11 protein-coding genes are annotated in these 16,526 nt (G+C 69.5%); 6 read left to right on the top strand and 5 right to left on the bottom strand.

Annotation, left to right across the window (positions count from 1 at the left end):
- Positions 1-2: 2 nt before the first annotated feature.
- Positions 3-779, bottom strand: coding sequence for a phosphotransferase family protein (locus ACLJRM_RS31470; RefSeq protein WP_410665114.1), 777 nt, complete (start codon positions 777-779; stop codon positions 3-5).
- Between the two features lie 56 nt (positions 780-835).
- Between ACLJRM_RS31470 and ACLJRM_RS31475 the strand changes: the two genes are divergently transcribed.
- Positions 836-1,330, top strand: coding sequence for a GNAT family N-acetyltransferase (locus tag ACLJRM_RS31475; protein ID WP_410665115.1), 495 nt, complete (start codon positions 836-838; stop codon positions 1,328-1,330).
- A 37-nt stretch (positions 1,331-1,367) separates the two neighbouring features.
- Here the strand turns inward: ACLJRM_RS31475 and ACLJRM_RS31480 are convergent, their stop codons facing one another.
- Together ACLJRM_RS31480 and ACLJRM_RS31485 are read right to left on the bottom strand one after the other, a co-directional pair.
- The gene (locus tag ACLJRM_RS31480) at positions 1,368-1,607 is read right to left on the bottom strand and encodes an aldo/keto reductase (RefSeq protein ID WP_410665210.1); all 240 of its coding nucleotides are present in this window, start codon (positions 1,605-1,607) and stop codon (positions 1,368-1,370) included.
- A 189-nt stretch (positions 1,608-1,796) separates the two neighbouring features.
- On the bottom strand, positions 1,797-3,044 hold the full coding sequence (locus ACLJRM_RS31485) for a DUF222 domain-containing protein (protein ID WP_410665116.1): 1,248 nt from the start codon (positions 3,042-3,044) through the stop codon (positions 1,797-1,799).
- A gap of 416 nt (positions 3,045-3,460) precedes the next feature.
- Between ACLJRM_RS31485 and ACLJRM_RS31490 the strand changes: the two genes are divergently transcribed.
- The gene (locus tag ACLJRM_RS31490; protein WP_410665117.1) at positions 3,461-3,658 is read left to right on the top strand and encodes a hypothetical protein; all 198 of its coding nucleotides are present in this window, start codon (positions 3,461-3,463) and stop codon (positions 3,656-3,658) included.
- Between the two features lie 24 nt (positions 3,659-3,682).
- Here the strand turns inward: ACLJRM_RS31490 and ACLJRM_RS31495 are convergent, their stop codons facing one another.
- Positions 3,683-5,137 (bottom strand): M28 family peptidase, encoded by a 1,455-nt coding sequence (locus ACLJRM_RS31495; RefSeq protein WP_410665118.1) that lies wholly within the window; start codon positions 5,135-5,137, stop codon positions 3,683-3,685.
- 250 nt (positions 5,138-5,387) lie between these two features.
- Positions 5,388-7,298 (bottom strand): non-ribosomal peptide synthetase, encoded by a 1,911-nt coding sequence (locus tag ACLJRM_RS31500; protein ID WP_410665119.1) that lies wholly within the window; start codon positions 7,296-7,298, stop codon positions 5,388-5,390.
- A gap of 359 nt (positions 7,299-7,657) precedes the next feature.
- Between ACLJRM_RS31500 and ACLJRM_RS31505 the strand changes: the two genes are divergently transcribed.
- The 4 genes from ACLJRM_RS31505 to ACLJRM_RS31520 are packed head-to-tail and all read left to right on the top strand — an operon-like array spanning position 7,658 to position 16,511.
- Positions 7,658-11,353, top strand: coding sequence for a condensation domain-containing protein (locus ACLJRM_RS31505; protein ID WP_410665120.1), 3,696 nt, complete (start codon positions 7,658-7,660; stop codon positions 11,351-11,353).
- Between the two features lie 15 nt (positions 11,354-11,368).
- Entirely contained in the window at positions 11,369-15,064 is a 3,696-nt protein-coding gene (locus tag ACLJRM_RS31510) for an amino acid adenylation domain-containing protein (protein WP_410665121.1), read from the top strand.
- The gene (locus ACLJRM_RS31515) at positions 15,061-15,240 is read left to right on the top strand and encodes an MbtH family protein (RefSeq protein ID WP_101607084.1); all 180 of its coding nucleotides are present in this window, start codon (positions 15,061-15,063) and stop codon (positions 15,238-15,240) included. The genes ACLJRM_RS31510 and ACLJRM_RS31515 overlap by 4 nt, the downstream gene beginning before the upstream one ends.
- Positions 15,237-16,511 carry an acetyl-CoA carboxylase biotin carboxylase subunit family protein gene (locus ACLJRM_RS31520; protein WP_410665122.1) on the top strand — a complete coding sequence of 425 codons (1,275 nt, stop codon included), beginning with the start codon at positions 15,237-15,239 and terminating at the stop codon, positions 16,509-16,511. The genes ACLJRM_RS31515 and ACLJRM_RS31520 overlap by 4 nt, the downstream gene beginning before the upstream one ends.
- Positions 16,512-16,526: the final 15 nt, after the last annotated feature.

A 16,526-nucleotide genomic window follows, 5' to 3' on the forward strand; every position in this document is an offset into this window, starting at 1 on the left:
AGCTACATTCCGGATTTCAAGACGTCGATCTCGCAGCCCGGCGCGGCCGGATCGAAGCCGTGCTCGACCAGCCAGCGGATCCCCAGCAGGCTGCGCGTCGACCACCACGCGCGGATCACGTCGAGGTCGACGTCGGCGGCGTAGCCGTCGATCACGTCGCCGAGGTGCTCCTCGTGTCCGAGCGTCAAGGTGGCGAGGTCGAACAGCGCGTCGCCCCGGGCGGCCTCGGTCCAGTCGAGCACACCGGTGATCTCGTCTCCGTCGGTGAAGACGTGCGCTATCTGCAGGTCACCGTGGATGAACACCGGCGTCCACGGCCGGAGCGCGGCCTCGGCGATCTCGCGGTTGCGCGTGACCAGGTCGGCAGGCAGGACGCTGTTCGCGACGAGCCACTCGCATTCCCTGTCGAGGTCCGCCGCGAAATCGCCAGGACTCCGGCCCGGCCACGGGGGCAAGGGCGCGTCGTGCACCCTCCGCACGGCGGCCCCCGCCGCGGCCCAGGCCTCCGGCGACGCGGTGGACGGCTCGCCGAGACGGCCGAGCGCCCTGCCGGGCAGCGCGGCGAGCGCGAGCACGGGCGGCTTCCGCCACAGCACCTCCGGAGTCGGGATCGGCGCCAGGCTCATCGCCTCGACCTCGACATCGGCGCGTGCCTGATCGGTGTCGATCTTCAGGAACAGCTCACCGACCCGCAGCGTCGCGCACTCGTGATGCGCGACAACGACCTCGACCTCCGCCATGACGGCCATTGTCACCGGGAAGAACGCGGACGTCGCCATATTTATGGTCCCTGGTACAACGGTGTCGGCCGAGATCATCTCCGAGAGGGAGCGGCATGTCCGAGCTGCGGCAAGCCCGCGTGACCGACCACGGCGCGATCGTCGACCGGGTGCACCGGTGGTGGGGCGACTCACGCACTCCCGCGCAGGCCCGAGAACTCTCCCTCTTGCTCCCCAAGCTGTTCTTGCAGTTCTTCTCCGGCACGAGCCTGGTCATGGAGGACGAAACCGGTGTCAGGGCTTTCCTTGTCGGCTTCTACGCCGCCAACAATGACGTGGAGGCGTACATCCATTTCGTTGGAGTGGACCCGAAGCTTCGCGGACAGGGCACCGCTCGCCGGCTGTACACGACCTTCTTCCAGCGTGCCGCCGAGGCCGGCCGGACGGAGGTGCGGGCGATCACCTCGCCGGGCAACACCGGATCGATCGCCTTTCACCGCGCCATGGGGTTCGCGCTCGAACCCGGGGACCGGGTGGTCGACGGGCTTCCCCTGCACGGCGACTACGACGGGCCTGGTCATGATCGGGTGTGCTTTCACAAGAGGATCTGAGCGTGAAGGCGGGGTGTTCTCGCGTTCGCGCAGGGGTTCAGCGGCCGAACCGTGACTGCGACTGCTCAGGGACACGTTCGCCCTGGATCCGAATGTCGGCCGCGGCCTCTTCGATCCGATGTAGATCGCCGGTTGTCAGCTCGACGTCGAGTGCGCCCAGGTTCTCTTCCAGACGTTGCGGCTTGGTGGTGCCAGGGATCGGCACGAACCACGGCTCCTGCGCCAGCACCCAGGCGAGAGCGATCTGGGCCGGCGTGGCTCCTTTGTCGTCGGCAATCTGCTGCCTGGACGAAGGTGCCCTCGCGCTCCGCCACTAGCCCCGCAAGACCAGCACCACTGAAAGTTGACGAGCTGGCGTTGCCCCGATTCTCCGGACAACCGAGGAAGCTCAGTCGTTTGCCCGGGTTTTGCGTGATGTGGGCATGCCGAGGGGCCCGTCGCCGGTGTGGCGGGCGGGCTCCTCGGGTCACACACGTGTGTTGCGCCGGGATCGTCGTAACGGATCCAGATACTGGGGCGGGATGAACTCCGGTAGCCCATCCCCGGCCATCCGGACTTCCCAATCCCCGTGGTGGACCAGCCGGTGATGAAAACCGCACAGCAGCACGAGGTTCCGGAGGTCGGTGGGGCCTCCGTCTGCCCAGTGATGGATGTGGTGGGCGTGGCAGTTCTTCGGCCGCCGATGACAGCCGGGGAACGCGCAGCCTCCGTCCCGGATGTTCAACGCGCGTCGTTGGCCGGGGGTGACGAACCGTCTCAGCCGTCCTACGTCCAGCGGCTCACCAGCCGCGTTCATCACCACCGGGAGCATCAGGCAGTCGCAGGCCGCCATCCGTGCTTCGCGGGCGGTCATCTTTCCGACGAAGTCCACACACGCCGTGCCCAGACCGGACTTCAGTTCGTCGAGGCCGATGGTGACGTGGATCAGGGTGCGGTAGCCGCTGGTGCCGGGCTGGTCCGGGCACGCGATCGCCAAGTCCAGCAGCTCGGCCCAGGCATCGCCCTGACGCTCGGCCTTCGTGCGCAGATCGGCTTGGCCGAACTCATCCATCGGGCGAGGCTTGGCGTAAGCCTCGAGTGCCGCGGCGGTCCGGGCCCCTGACTCGTCATCGAGGAGGCCGTTCAGTTTCCAGTAGCCGTCTTTGCGGCGCTCCAGGGTCAGCTCGCGACGGGGTTGGGCGGGTTCGGGGTCTTTCGGTTCCTTGCCGTCCGGGTCGAGCCAGCCCAGCAGTTGGTCCCCGAGGTCCGATATCTGCTGGGGTCCGGCTCTTCGGGCGAGGTCGGCGAGGGTTGTCTCCGCGTGCTCCCGATCCTCCACCGATACCTCGGCGGGGATTTTCCGGAGGATCTCCACGATCTGCTTGATCCGTTCCTCGCCGATCGCGCCCTCCGCCGCCGCCACGCTGGTGGCGGGTGCGAAAGCCGGGATCTCGGTGCCGTCCAGGGCACGCGTGGGGTTCAGATCGACAGCACGCCTCACATACGGCCGCGCCTCGCCCTGACTCAGTCCTGCGACATCGGCGAACCACGCCACCGTCGTCCCATACCCGAACAAATCCTTGACGCCCCGAGCCTCGACCTCCGCCAGATATCGCCCCAAACCGGCGGAAGCGACCCGCATCACCTGCAAGAACTGCTGCACGCCGTGAGCAAGCTCCAGCTTGCCAGCGCGCCACAACTCCTGCGGCAACTCGGGAACAAAGGTCTCGGACACCTCTTCATAATACCAAAATCCATCGAACAGGTGTTCGTAATTTTAAGCAACAACGAATCCTGCATATTCACCACTACCGGGTGATTTTGCGAAGCCGCTCGATCACAAGTCGCGAGCACCCCCAAGCAGCATTGCGGGAGTCACGGGCCACGACCACTCGAAACGGAAGTCCTTGACACAACGTCGTCAGGTTCCGCAGAACCCGCGTCCTGGCAAAGAAATCCCCAGAAACATCCGCTCCCCGAGGGTGACTGTCGACGGCCCGCGATCGAGAGTGCGTCGAGTCCCACGCCAACGACGAGGACCGGCAAGTCAACCAGAAAGTTCGTTTGCATCAAGCCGCCCCCGCTCCCTGGAGGCGAAAGATTCACCGCATCTGCGGCGGCCTGATCCTCCTCTCGGTCGCCGGTTCCGCCTTGGTGATCGCGACGACCAGCGACGACCTCCGAACCACCACATCCTGGGTGTTCTGGTGGGAGACCCTGGGCGTGGTGGCGTTCGGGCTTTCGTGGTTCATGACCGGCCGCCCCATCCTCCCGAAGGCCGTCACGATCATCCCCATCGACAAGGAACCGATTCCGCGACCCGCCCTTGACCGCGGCGGGCGCCCGTGAGCGCCCGCCGCCGTCACTTCAGGCTCACTTGCGGCCGTTGACATCCGCCGTCGTGATCGCGAACCGGCCGACCGCCCATGCCATGGACCGGCTGAACTGGTCGAAGATGGTCTGGTTCACGTTGCTGTAGCCGTCGCATCCCTGGTGGTAGCAGGGATCCAGCATCTGCCCTTCGACGCCGCCGAACAGCTTCACCCACTCCGCGGACTTCAACCGGTCCGAGCCCGCGTTCACGCCACCGGCGGCGATCCCGGCGTTGACGAACGCGGTGTGGTCGGATCGACCGTCCAGCACCAGATCGACGGTCGGGAGCTTCTGGTCGGCGAAGTAGCCGTGGACCAGCTGCGAGATCTTCGCGGAGCCGGCCGGGGCGGGCCCTTCGGGCGTCTGTCCACTGTAGACCTGGCGGGCGAAGTTCGGCGAGCCGATCATCTCCAGGTTCAGGTACAGGGCGGTCTGCTTCCGCTGTTCCGGGCTCAACTGGTCGACGTAGTACTGCGACCCGGAAAGGCCCTTCTCCTCCGCCGCCCACCAGGCGAAGCGAACCTTGTTGCGCAGCAACGGCGCGTAGCGCTTGAGCTGCAGCGCCGTCTCCAGCACGGTCGCGGCGGCGGCGCCGTTGTCGTTGGCGCCGGGCGTCGTGTCCACGCTGTCCAGGTGCGCGCCCATGACGATCGTGTTGTCCGCGCGGCCGGTCGGGGTGTCGGCCAGCAGGTTGAACGTCTTGGTGGTCGAGTCCTGTCCGCGCAGGTCGAGCCGGACGGTGACCGGGCCGGCGGCCACGTCGGCGGCGAGCCGTTCGGATTCACCGCGGGGCAGGGTCGCCGACGGGATCTTGGCGTCCTCGGGCGGAACCATCCGGTAGCGGAGGTTGAGATCGGGGTTCGGCGAGTCCGCGTTCATCAGCATGGCCGCCGCGCCCACGGCCGCGGCGGTGTTCTGCTTCTGCGTGATGAAACAGTCCCCGACCCTGACCAGGACGATCTTGCCCCGCACGTCCTGTCCCGCGTAGTCCTCGGCGGTACACCCGGTGTCCTTGACCGCGGGTACGGCGACGGTCGCGGTCAGCCCTTCGGCAGGCGTCGAGACGGCGAACCTGACGATGAGCGGCCGCAGCGTGCGGGCGTTCGGCGAAACCACTTCCGCACGTTCGGAGTGGATGGCGTAGTCACGGAAAGAGAATTCCTGGCGTTGGACCTGGTAGCCCGCGGCCCGGAGTTTTCCGGTCAGATAATCCGCCGAGGCGGTGTAGCCCGGCGACGCCGAATCGCGGTGGCCGCCGTTCGCCGCCGTCGCGGCCATCAATTCGCGCAGGTGGCGAGCCGAATTCGCGCCGGTGACCTGGTCCGACATACGTTCGGCCAGCCAGTTCGCGGGTCCTCCGCCGGTCGCCTGCGCCGTACTCGTGGCCAATTGCGGTATGACCAGCAGGGCGGCGGCGAGAACGGCCGTCGCCTTCCTGAATCGTGATTTCCTCATGCTGTGGTACCCCCATTGTTCATCTCGGTGGTGTCGCCACTGTGGCACCGGGAACGCGCGCAACCGAAATCGCACCGGTAACCCGCCGGTGCGATTTCGGACGTACTCCCCAGTGCGCCAGATGATAGCCGCCCGCTATCCGTGGGCGACCCCGGAGCAGGATAAGCAGCGCCCGGTGGTGGTCTATACCGCCAAAGTGGTGTTCCGCCACCCGGGGCCGACTACCGCCGGTGATATTTCTGTCGGTTGATCAAAGTTCGACAACCGGTACGGCCGCCACCGGTGCACTACCACCCAGCGCTTTGGCCAAATCGGCGATGGTCGGCTGGTCGAAGAGCTGGGCGATGGTGATTCCGGGGTAATGTTTGCGCAGCCGCGCGAATACGGCCAGCGCCTTGAACGAGTCTCCGCCGCTCTCCAGGAATCGGTCGCTCCGCCCGATGTCGGCCCGCCCCAATACCTCCCACCACACCCGGGCGATGACGTGTTCGTCCGGCGATTCCGGCGGTTCGGCGGGCTCGTTTCGCAGGTCAGACGGTTCCGCGGCGAGGGCGCGCAGTTCCGCGGTGTCGACCTTGCCGTTGACCGTGACCGGGATCCGGGGGACCAGGTGGAAGCGGCTGGGCACCAGTTCGGGCGGCAGCCGCTCCAGCAGCTTCTTCCCCAGCCCGGCGGGGTTTTCCGGGCCGACCACGTAGGCGGCCAGTTCCAGCGGTCCTTCCGCGGATCGTTCGCCCGCGACCACCGCCTGCCGGATCCCGGGCAGGGCGAGCAAGGCGGCCTCGACCTCGCCCGGCTCGATACGGTGACCGCGGATCTTCAGCTGGCCGTCGGCGCGGCCGAGGTACTCCAGTTCCCCTCCCTCGCGCCGCACGACGACGTCGTCCGTGCAGTAGAAGCGGGTCCCCTCGACCTCGGGGAACTTCGCCGCGGTCAGCCCGGGGTCGTTCCGGTAGCCGCGGGCCAGTGACGCCCCTCCGATGTGGAGGACACCGGGCACACCGTCCGGGACGGACGCGCGCCGCTCGTCCAGCACCCGGAATTCGGTACCCGACAAGGGCAGGCCGATCGGTACCCTGGCGGCGCCGGGCTCGACCCGGACCTCGTGCATGGTCACCACGATCGTGGCCTCGGAAGGGCCGTATCCGTTGTAGACCTTGAGATCCGGCCTCGCGGCCAGGATGGCTTCGGCGAGTCTGGGCGGGAACGCCTCCCCGGCGAGCATGACCGCCCGGGCGGGCAGCACGTCGGCGACGTCGCCCGTGCCGGCGATCGCCTCCATCTGGGACGGCACCAGCGTGACCCAGTCGACCGGATGCTCCCGGATCTCCGCGGCGAAGGCCACCGGGTCCAAGATGGTCTCGCGGTCGTAGATGTCGAGCCGGGCACCGGTGAGCAAGGCGCCGTACACCGAGACTTTGCCCAGGTCGGCCGCGAAGGTCGTGGCCAGGCCGTAGCTGCCGATTTCCAGTCCGGCCAAACCCTTGGTGAAACCCTCGAGGTAATTCGTCACCGCGCCGTGGGTGACCTCGACCGCCTTCGGCTTCCCGGACGAACCCGAGGTGAATACCAGGTAAGCGAGTTCTTCCGGTGTCCGGCCGGGATCGACGCGATAGAGGGCGGGCGGTGTGCGTTCGACCACGACTGTTCGCTCCCGTAAGACCGTGGGAACCCTACTTTCGTTGTGTGAATCGGTGATTATCGCCATGGGTCCCGCGAGCTCGAGTACTTCCGAGATGCGGGAATCGGGATGCGCACTTTCGAGGTGGACATAAGCGGCGCCGACCGCCCAGGCGGCCGCCACACCCACCACCGACAAGGGTGACCGATCCACGAGAATGGCCACTACCGAACCCGGCCGGACCCCGAGTTCGCGCAGGCTTTCTGCCGCGCCACCTGCGGCGGAGCCCAGTTCCGCATAGCTCAACGTCTTTCCGCCGTGGCGCACGGCGGGGCGGGTCCCATTCACTGAAATGATGTCCCGGACCAGCTCCGCCACTGTCGATGCGCAGTTCTCCCGCACGGGTAACGTCGACACTCGCCTACTCCATTCTCGTGAAAACAGTCCGACTCTGCTGACGCGCACGGCATCGCGTGTATCTTCAATTTGAGCAGGAGCGGCAGGACCGAATGCGAGCGTAACACAAATACAGCACTTCACTGGGGCTTATCGATCGTCCGGAGTAATCACTTCCCGATTATTCCCGGTCAGATCTCTGGGAGCATCCTCACCCGATCCGGATCTTCACGTTTAATCAACACCACGATCCCGATCGGGCGCCTTGACGAGGACTGCGACGATGTTACAGTCGAATCACGTCGCGATGCGGCGGACTTACTGGGGAACAGGGGGCAAGGCAGCTCGCCATCCGTCCTGCTCACGAACGTGCAGGTACAGCCGAGCGGGTAATCGATTAATCGCCGATCAACAGGCCGCCGCATGCCGCGACCTGGTATTCACCGTGCCCGGCGAGCGCCGATTGAACCGATATCCGAGAGCGAGGAGAATTCGTGTCAGGCGTGGCCGACGTTTCTGTCGCGATCATCGGGGTGTCCTTCGAATTACCGGGGCTCACCGAGTGGGAATCGTTGACCGAACTCTTCCGCTCCGGTACCGATCGCGTCGGGCAGATGCCCGGCGACCGGGCCGGGGAAACGGGGCTGGCGCCGGATTCCTCCGGCCAGCCCGGTGCGTGGCTGAACCACATCACCGGTTTCGACCCCCGGTATTTCGGGATCTCGCGAGCGGACGCCGAACTGATCGACCCGCGGCAACGGCGGATGCTGCACCTCGCCGTCGGCGCGCTCGGGGACGCCGGTTACGCGCCCGCCGAGCTGCGGGGCAGCGACACCTCCGTGGTCGTCGCCGCGTACGGCGGAACCGAACCGACGCTGCGAGAACTGCTTCCCGGCGATCGCGCGACCGACGGGCCCGCGGTGATCGGGAGCATGCCCGCCTATTCCGCGGGCCGGATCGCGTATCACCTCGACCTGCGGGGCGCCGCCACGGTCGTGGACACGGCCTGTTCGTCCTTTCTGGTCGCGCTGCACGAAGCCCGCCGGAAACTGGCCAACGGTGAGCACGACCTCGCCCTGGCGGGTGGTTTCGAGCTCATTCTCGGACCACCGCCACGCCGTCCCGAGAACGGCGACGGCCTCGGCGTGCTGTCGCCGACCGGGCGCTGCCGTCCGTTCGACGCGGACGCCGACGGCACCACGTTCGGCGAGGGCGGCGGTTTCGTGGTCCTCAAAAGGCTTTCCGACGCCCGCCGGGACGGGGACACCGTGCACGCGGTCCTCCTCGGCAGCGCCGTCAACCAGGACGCGGGGCGCGCGAACGGCCTCACCTCCCCCAGCCCCGCCGGGCAGGCCGAGGTCATCACGAAGGCGTGGCATGACGCCGCCGTCGAACCCGCGGACATCGGCTACCTGGAAGCGCACGGCACGGCGACCAAGATCGGTGACCCGATCGAACTGCAGGGCATCGGCCAGGCCGTCGCGAACTGGCCCGGGTACGCCGGGCGGATCCCGATCTCCTCCGCGAAGGGCAACTTCGGTCATCTGGACTGCATGGCCGGATTCGCCGGGCTGCTCCGGGTCCTCGCCCAGTTCCGGGCGGGTCAGCTGTTCCCGACCGCGCACTTCCGCGAGGCCAATCCCTTGGCGGACTGGGCATCGGGCCCCGTCCAGGTCGTCGGTGACGTCCGGCCGTGGCCGGCGGACGGGTCGCCGAGGATCGCGGGCATCAGCAGTTTCGGGCTCAGCGGCACCAACGCGCACGTCGTGCTGGAGGAAGGCCCGCGGCCGTCCTCACCGTCCACATCGGACCGTGAGTCCGTGATCCTGGTCTCCGCCCGCGATCAGGCCGGGCTGCGGTCCTTCACTGGACAGTTGCGCTCGGTGATGTCGCAGGCGGGTGCCCCCGGTGTCGGCGACCTCGCCCGGCAACTCGCCGTCGGCCGCGAGCACTTCGCACACCGTGCCGCGTGGGTCGTCCGCGACCGGAACGAGTTGCTGCGGGAGCTCGGGAGCGAGCCGGACGAGACCGCCGTGGCCACCCCACCGCCGGTCGTCCTGGCCGTCGGCGGCGTCCCCGCGCCCGCTGACACGAAGACGTTGCTGGACTGGGCCCGCGACTATCGCGGATTCGCCACGGCCACCGCCCCGGCCGCAGCCGAACCTGCCGCGACCTGGTCGCCCGCCGCGCGGGCGGAGATCCACGCGGCCGGTCTCCGCGCGATCGTCACCGATCTGGGGGTCGCCCCGGCCCTGGTGCTGGCCCACGCGTCCGGCGCCGCGAAGCCGGACGTCACCAAACTCGGTGCCGCGCTGGCCTCCGTTCCCGACGGGACGATCGTTCTCGATCTCGCGCCCGGCGGCGCGCTCGGCACCGCGATCCGCGAGCTCCGTCCGGCCGCGAACCTGCGGCCGGTCTCCACCCCTGCGGAGTTGCTGCGCGTGTTGTACCTGCTCGGGTTCGAGCTGGACCTGCGGGCCGCGGTGCCACCTCCGCCACTGCGGGCCCGGCTCCCGGTCGCGCCGTTGCTCGACGAGCACTGCTGGCCCCTGGAGACGACACCGCCTTCCCCCGATTCCGCCGAAACACCGGAACTGTCGGTGGCGGACCAGGTTCTCGAGTTCGTCCGCGCGGTGCTCAAGGAGCCGGACACCACGCTGGACGACGACTTCTTCGCGCTGGGCGGCGATTCGCTCAACGGCGCACAGCTGGTCAGCCGGATCAACGAGCACTTCGGCACCGACATCGAAGTGCTCGATCTGTTCGACCACACCGAGATCAGCGGGATCGCCGAAGCCGTCGCCGCCGAGATCCCCGCCGAGATTTCCGCGGCGCCGTCACCCGCGACGAGCGTGCCGACCGCCGAAACCGGACCGCTTTCCGGACAGCAACTTTCGATCTGGGCAGCCGGACAGCTCGACCCGGACTCGAACGCCTACAACGTTCCGGAGATCCTGTTGTTCGACGGCGTCGTCGATACGGCGGCCGTCGGCGAGCGGCTGGCGGAGCTGGTCCGCAGGCATCCGATGCTGCGCACTGTCTTACGGGACACCGAATCCGGCCCATGTCAGGTAGTGGAGACGGGCAGGACCGTCGCACTGGAAGAAGTCCGGCTCGACCTCTCCCGCCTGTCGTACGCCGACGCGCGAGCGGATCTGGAAGCGGGCCTGGCGGAGCTCATCAGTCCGGCGCTTTCGCCCTATGAGCGGCCGGTCCGGGCCCAGCTCGTCCGGATCCGGTTCGCCGACACCGAACGGGACGCGCTGGCGCTGACCGTGCACCACCTCTTCTGCGACGGCTGGTCCTGGCGGATCCTGCTGGCCGAACTGACGCGCGGGCCGTCGGACGACATACCCGCCCGGACCTACTTCGACCTCGTGCGCGAACAGAACGAGGCTCTGGCGGGCGAACGCGGACAACAGCTCACCCGGTTCTGGACGGATTACCTCGGCGGCGCGCCCGAGGTGGCCCTGCCCACCGGCCACCCGGAACGGGCCATCGTGCCCGGCTCGGGCGGCGTGCTGCCCTTGGAGCTGGACGACGCCCTGTTCGACGGGCTCAAGGAACTCGCCCGCCGCGAGCGCGCGACGGTGAACATGGTGCTGCTGGCCGCGTGGTCGGTCCTGTTGTGGCAGATCACCGGCGTGCGAGACCAGAGCGTTGCCATCCCGGTGAGCGGCCGCGAGCGCCGGGACGAGGACGTGGTCGGCTGCTTCGTCAACACCGTCGCGATCCGCTCGAAACCCTTGCCCGAAGCCCTTTTCCGCGACCACCTCGCCGACGTCCGCCGGTCCCAGCTCGCCGCGCTCGCGCACGCCGAACTGCCCACCGACCGCATCGTGCGGCTGGCGCATCCGGGAGGCAGCGCCATGCTCGCCGCGACCAACTTCGCCTACCACGCGGGGGTCGAGCCGATCACGGAGTCCTTCGGCGACGGCGGTCCCGGCGTCGAGCTGCTCGACGTCGACCCGTCGGCGCCCGCGTACCCGGTCAGCGTGTCGGTGCTGGAGTACGGCGGCGAACTGCGCGGCCGCGTCAAGTACGCGGCCGACCTCTTCGAGCGCGCGACCGTCGAAGGGTGGATCGCGGACTTCGAAGCCCTGTTGCGGCGGCTGGCCGAGAACGGCGAGAAGGAGTCACTCCTGGAACTGACCGGCACCGCACCGGCCGCCGTCGCCTTGCCCGATTTCCGGTTCTGAGTCCGAGGGAGCGGTATGAGCACCAGTATCAGCCCGTTGACGAGCCGCGACGACGGCGAAGTGCGCGACGGTGACACCGCCGTCGCGGGGCTCTTCGACGCGCTCGGCACCGAGCGGGCCGAAGCCTCCGCCGACTGGTCCGCGCGTGCGGCCGCCCGGCTGGCCACGATCACCGGTGGCGACCCCGTCCTCGGCTGGACCGTCGTCGCGGCCGCGACCGCCGTCGTGCTGCGCCGTTTCGGTGCGCACCAGGGCATCACGCTGCTGGCCGGACCTCCTTCGGGTGAGCGGTTCCCGCTGTTCCTCCGGCCCCGGCCGGAACTGACCGTCCAGGAATGGCTCGGCGAGGTGCGCACCGCGGTCGCCGAAGCGATGGCGCACGAGACGCCCGGCGACAGCCGCACACTGGAACTCGTCTGGGGCGATCGACCCGGCACCGCCCCGCTGGCGCTCGCCTGCGACGCACGCGGAATCCGTGCCGGCTCGACGATCGCCGATCCGGCGCGGCTGCGGTACCTGGTCGACGGGATCGGCGTAGTGCTGGAGGAGGGCCTGCACGACCTGGGCCGGACGATCAGCGAACTGGGTGTGCTCGACGACGCCACGACGGCACTGCTCGCCGGGTTCAACGAGACCGAACCGTTGGACAGCACCGTTCCGTACCGGGAACTCGTGCTCCGGCAGGCGCCTGACGCACTGGCCGTGGAGGACGACATCGAGTCGTTCACCTATGCCGACCTGTGCCGTCACGCCACCGCGATCGCGCTGCGCCTGCGGGCCGAAGGCATCGGCAAGGAAAGCCTCGTCGCGCTGGCCGCCCCGCGTGACGCCTGGTTCCTGGTGACAGCGGTCGGGATCCTCTTCGCGGGCGCCGCGTACATGCCGGTCGACCCGGCCACTCCCCCGGCGCGGCAGGCGGATCTGATCCGCCGGGCGGACGCGCTGATCGCCGTCCCCGGCGTGGCGGGCGCGTCCGGGCGACCGCGCTTCGGCCTGGCGGAGCTGCGAAACGCGCCCGCGGGAGACGTCGCCGACCTCGGTCCGGCTCCCGAGCCGGACGACCTCGCCTACGCCATCTTCACCTCCGGCTCGACGGGACGCCCCAAGGGCGCCTGCATCGAGCACCGGTCCTTCCTCAACCTGCTCGCCACGCGGGTGCCCGACTACGGGCTGAAACCGGGCTCCACCGTCCCGCAGACCGCGCCGCTGACCTTCGACCTGTCGATCTGGCAGATGTTCGCCGGGCTCACCGCGGGCGCGACCGTGCGGGTCGTCCCCGACGACGTCGTCCGCGATCCGGCCGCACTGCTCGCGCTCGCCGTCCGGCACCGGTTCGGCTGCCTGGCACTGGTGCCGACCTACATCGCGGTCCTGCTGGACGAACTCCGCGACGACCCCACGCTCACCGCGCGCCTGCGCGAGCACCTGCACCTGATGGTCTCGACCGGCGAGGTCCTGAGCCCCGGCCTGGCCGCCCGCTGGCACGCCCAGCTGCCCGGCGTCCCGCTGCTCAACGCCTACGGTCCCGCCGAGGTCGCTGACGACACGACGGGCGGCCCCGTCGGTCCCGACGAGCCGCGGCACACGCCGATCGGGCTGGTCCTGCCGAACGTCACCGTGCACATCCTCGACCCGGACCAGCGGCCGGTGCCGCCCGGTGTCACCGGGGAGATCCACATCGGCGGGCGCAGCGTCGGCCGCGGCTACCTCGGCGAACCCGCCATGACCGCGTCGGCGTTCGTGCCGGATCCTTTCGCCACCACCCCCGGCGGCCGCCTGTACCGCACCGGTGACCTCGGCTACTGGCGTGCGGACGGCGCGGTCGTCCTGCTCGGCCGGGCCGACAGCCAGGTCAAGATCCGCGGCAGGCGGGTGGAGATCGGCGAGATCGAACATCTGCTGGAGACCTCGCCCGACGTCGCGAGGGCCACCGTCGAGTTGCTGGACGAACACGGTCTCGCCCGGCTGGTCGCCTTCGCGACCGCCTCGATCGGAGGCACGCTCGACGCCGAGGATCTGCGCCGGTTCGCCGCCGAGCGGCTGCCGGACTACATGGTCCCGAACCAGGTGATCGTGCTGGATTCCTTGCCCTGGAACGCGAACGGCAAGGTCGACCGGCGGGCGTTGCGGGCCGTGGCCGCCGAAAAGCGCTCCCGCGAGGAGTACGTCGCGCCGCGCACGCCGGTGGAGGAGACGTTGTGCGAGGTGTGGGCGGCGCATCTGCCCACGGCCGACAAGATCGGGATCCGGCACGGCTTCTTCGCGCTCGGCGGGGACTCCATCGTCGGGATCCGCATCGTGCAGGAGGCCAAGCGGCGCGGTATCGCGCTGCGGCCGCGGCACATCCTGGAACACCCGACGGTGGAGAAGCTCGCCGAGGTCGCCATCCCGTTCGAGGACCCGGCGGAGTCGGACGGCGGCGACAGCGGTCCTCTCACGCCCGCTCAGCAGTCCTTCCTGGCTCGCGGGGTACCGAACCCGGATCACTGGAACCACGGCGTCTCCTACGATCTCGGCCGCCACTACGACCTCGGCGAGATCACGGCCGCGGTGCGGGTGCTGGCCCGGCGGCATCCCGCGGTGCGCTCGCGGCTGGACCTGACCGGCGAGCCGCGTCAGTACGCGGTGCCGGAAGCCCCGCCGGTCACCGAGATCGACCTGACCGGGCTGCCGGCCTCCGAGGTGGACGAGCGGGCGCATCGAGCCGCCACCGGCCTGCACGAAGGGCTCGACCTGCGCTCGGGCCCGGTGGCGCGGTTCGGCCTGCTGCGGATCGACGACGCCCCGGACCGGCTGGTCGTGGTGATCCACCACCTGATGGTCGACCTGTTCTCCTGGGACCTGATCACCGACGAGCTGTCCGTGATCCTCCGCGACGGCGACGGCGACGACGGCTCGCTGGAGCGTCCCGGCCCGTCCCCGGCGGCGTGGGCCGCGGCCTTGACCGGTTACGTGCGGACCGATCCGGCCCGGCTCGGCGCCGGCCACTGGCTCGACCGGGACTGGTCGGGGTGCGCCCAGGTCGTCCCGGACGGCGTGGCCGGGGTGGAAGGGGCCGTCGGCGACGTCCGCACCGTCCTGGACGAGGCGACGAGCCGGGCGATCGCCGAGACTGCGCGCGAACGCGGGCTTTCGGTCTACGAATGCCTCCTCGGCGCGCTCGGCGCCGCGTTGCGCGAGTGGACCGGCGAAGACGGCGAGGCGCTGGTCCAGCTCGGCGGGCACGGCCGTGAGGACGTCCTCGACCTCGACCCCAGCCGGATCGTCGGCTACTTCAACTCGGCTTACCCGTTCGCGTTGCCGCTTTCGGCGAGCACGGACGACGTCGCAGCGCTGCACCGCTCGGTGCCCGGCCGGGGATTCGGCTTCGAGACGGCGCGGTTCCTGCATCCCGACGCGGACGTCCGGGCCCGGCTCACGGCGCTGCCCAGACCGCGGCTGCTGTTCAACTTCTGGGGCACTCCGGCCTATCTGGCGGACGGCCGGGACGGCGGCGCGCTCGGTGCCGTGCGCATCGAGGGCACCGGCGCGGACCGCGATCCCGCCATGCCCCGGCCGTACGCGCTGGAGTGCTACGCGGTGTTCGCCGGGTCGCGGCTGTCCGTGTCCTGGTTGCACAGCGCGGATCTGTTGTCCGCCAAGCGGGTCCGCGCGCTCGCCGACGCCTTCACCGAAAACTTGCCGACTCTTCGAACCGGGAGCCAGTCGTGAACTACACCGTCGTCGTCAATCACGAAGAGCAGTACTCCGTGTGGCCCGCCGCCACCACTCCGCCCGAGGGCTGGCGCGAAGTGGGCTTCAGCGGCACCAGGGAGGCCTGCCTCGCGCACATAGCGACCGTGTGGACCGACATCCGGCCGGCGTCGGCGCGAGCGGCCGCCCGATGACCGGGCCACTCGTCGTCGTCTACGACCAGGGCGCGGCGCCACCGGGCGAGATCGCGGTCGGCCTGGCGTCGTTGACGCCCTGCCTGTTCGCGATCCCGGTCAACGAGCACACCACCGCGATGCGCCCGCTGCTGGAGCAGTTCGGCCGGGTCACCGCGATCGAGTCCGTCGACGGCGCCGCGCGGGAACTGGCCGCGCGGGGCGCGGCGGGAATCGTGACCTACAGCGAAAAAGCGCTCCGGCTGACCGGGGAGCTCGCCCGCGCGCTCGATCTGCCGTACCTGGGCGAGCAGACGCTGACCTACCTGACCGACAAGGCGAAGCAGCGGTCCGCGTTGCGGGCCGCGGGGGTCGACGCCGTGCGTTTCCACCCGGTCACCACGCCGGGCGAGTGGGCGGCCGCGGTCGCCGAGACCGGTCTGCCCGCCGTGCTCAAGCCCCTGTACGGCGGCGCCAGCATGAACACCTACCTGATCCACGACAGCGCCGACGGCGAAGCGCTGGCCCGGCGTCTGCTCTCGGAGGGCGCGCCCGGCTACGACCCGTCGGGCGGGCTGATCCTGGAGGAGTACCTGCCCGGCCGGGATTGCGGTGCCTTCGGCGACTACGTCTCGGTGGAGAACGTCGTCGTGGCAGGCCGGATCGACGATCTCGCGGTCACCGGGAAACTGCCGATGGTGCCGCCGTTCCGGGAGACCGGCCGGTTCTGGCCGTCGCCGCTGGAGCGGGCCGAAGACGACGAGATGCAGGCCGTCGCGCGCGGGGCGATCGCCGCGCTCGGCATCACCACCGGCCTGGTCCACACCGAGTTCAAGCTCACCCCCGACGGCCCCCGGCTGATCGAGGTGAACGGACGGCTCGGCGGTGGCATCAGCGAACTTTCGATCCGCGCGCTCGGCGTCAACCTGATCGAGATCGGCGGGCGGATCGCCCTCGGCGAGGACGTCCACGTGCCGCCTCCGCCGCGGGACGCGGTGTTCTTCCAGCAGTTCCATCCGGCACCGCGGCGCAAATGCGTGCTGGACGCCATCGACGGGGGCGAGCGGGTCCGCGAACTGCCGGGGGTGAGCGTGTACCGCCCGTTCGGCAAACCCGGCACCACGTTGCCCGGCGGGGTGCACACCCACGAACTCGACATGACCATCGGCCGCGTCGGCGACCACGCGGAACTGGCGGGCCTGACCGCGGCGATCAGCGGACGGCTGGTCTTCCGCTTCACCTTCGAGGACGGCCCGCGCGCCGTCAGCGGCGCGGAGATCGGCGCCCTGTGACGAATACCCGGAGCG

The organism is Amycolatopsis sp. lyj-84, from assembly GCF_046549075.1.
In the GTDB taxonomy this organism is placed as follows: Bacteria; Actinomycetota; Actinomycetes; order Mycobacteriales; family Pseudonocardiaceae; genus Amycolatopsis.

Bases quoted from the DNA above. Each gene is read 5' to 3' on its own strand.
- ACLJRM_RS31470 (WP_410665114.1), bottom strand. From the start codon at position 779: ATGGCGACGTCCGCGTTCTTCCCGGTGACAATGGCCGTCATGGCGGAG.
- ACLJRM_RS31495 (WP_410665118.1), bottom strand. From the start codon at position 5,137: ATGAGGAAATCACGATTCAGGAAGGCGACGGCCGTTCTCGCCGCCGCC.
- ACLJRM_RS31520 (WP_410665122.1), top strand. From the start codon at position 15,237: ATGACCGGGCCACTCGTCGTCGTCTACGACCAGGGCGCGGCGCCACCG.
- ACLJRM_RS31475 (WP_410665115.1), top strand. From the start codon at position 836: ATGTCCGAGCTGCGGCAAGCCCGCGTGACCGACCACGGCGCGATCGTC.
- ACLJRM_RS31510 (WP_410665121.1), top strand. From the start codon at position 11,369: ATGAGCACCAGTATCAGCCCGTTGACGAGCCGCGACGACGGCGAAGTG.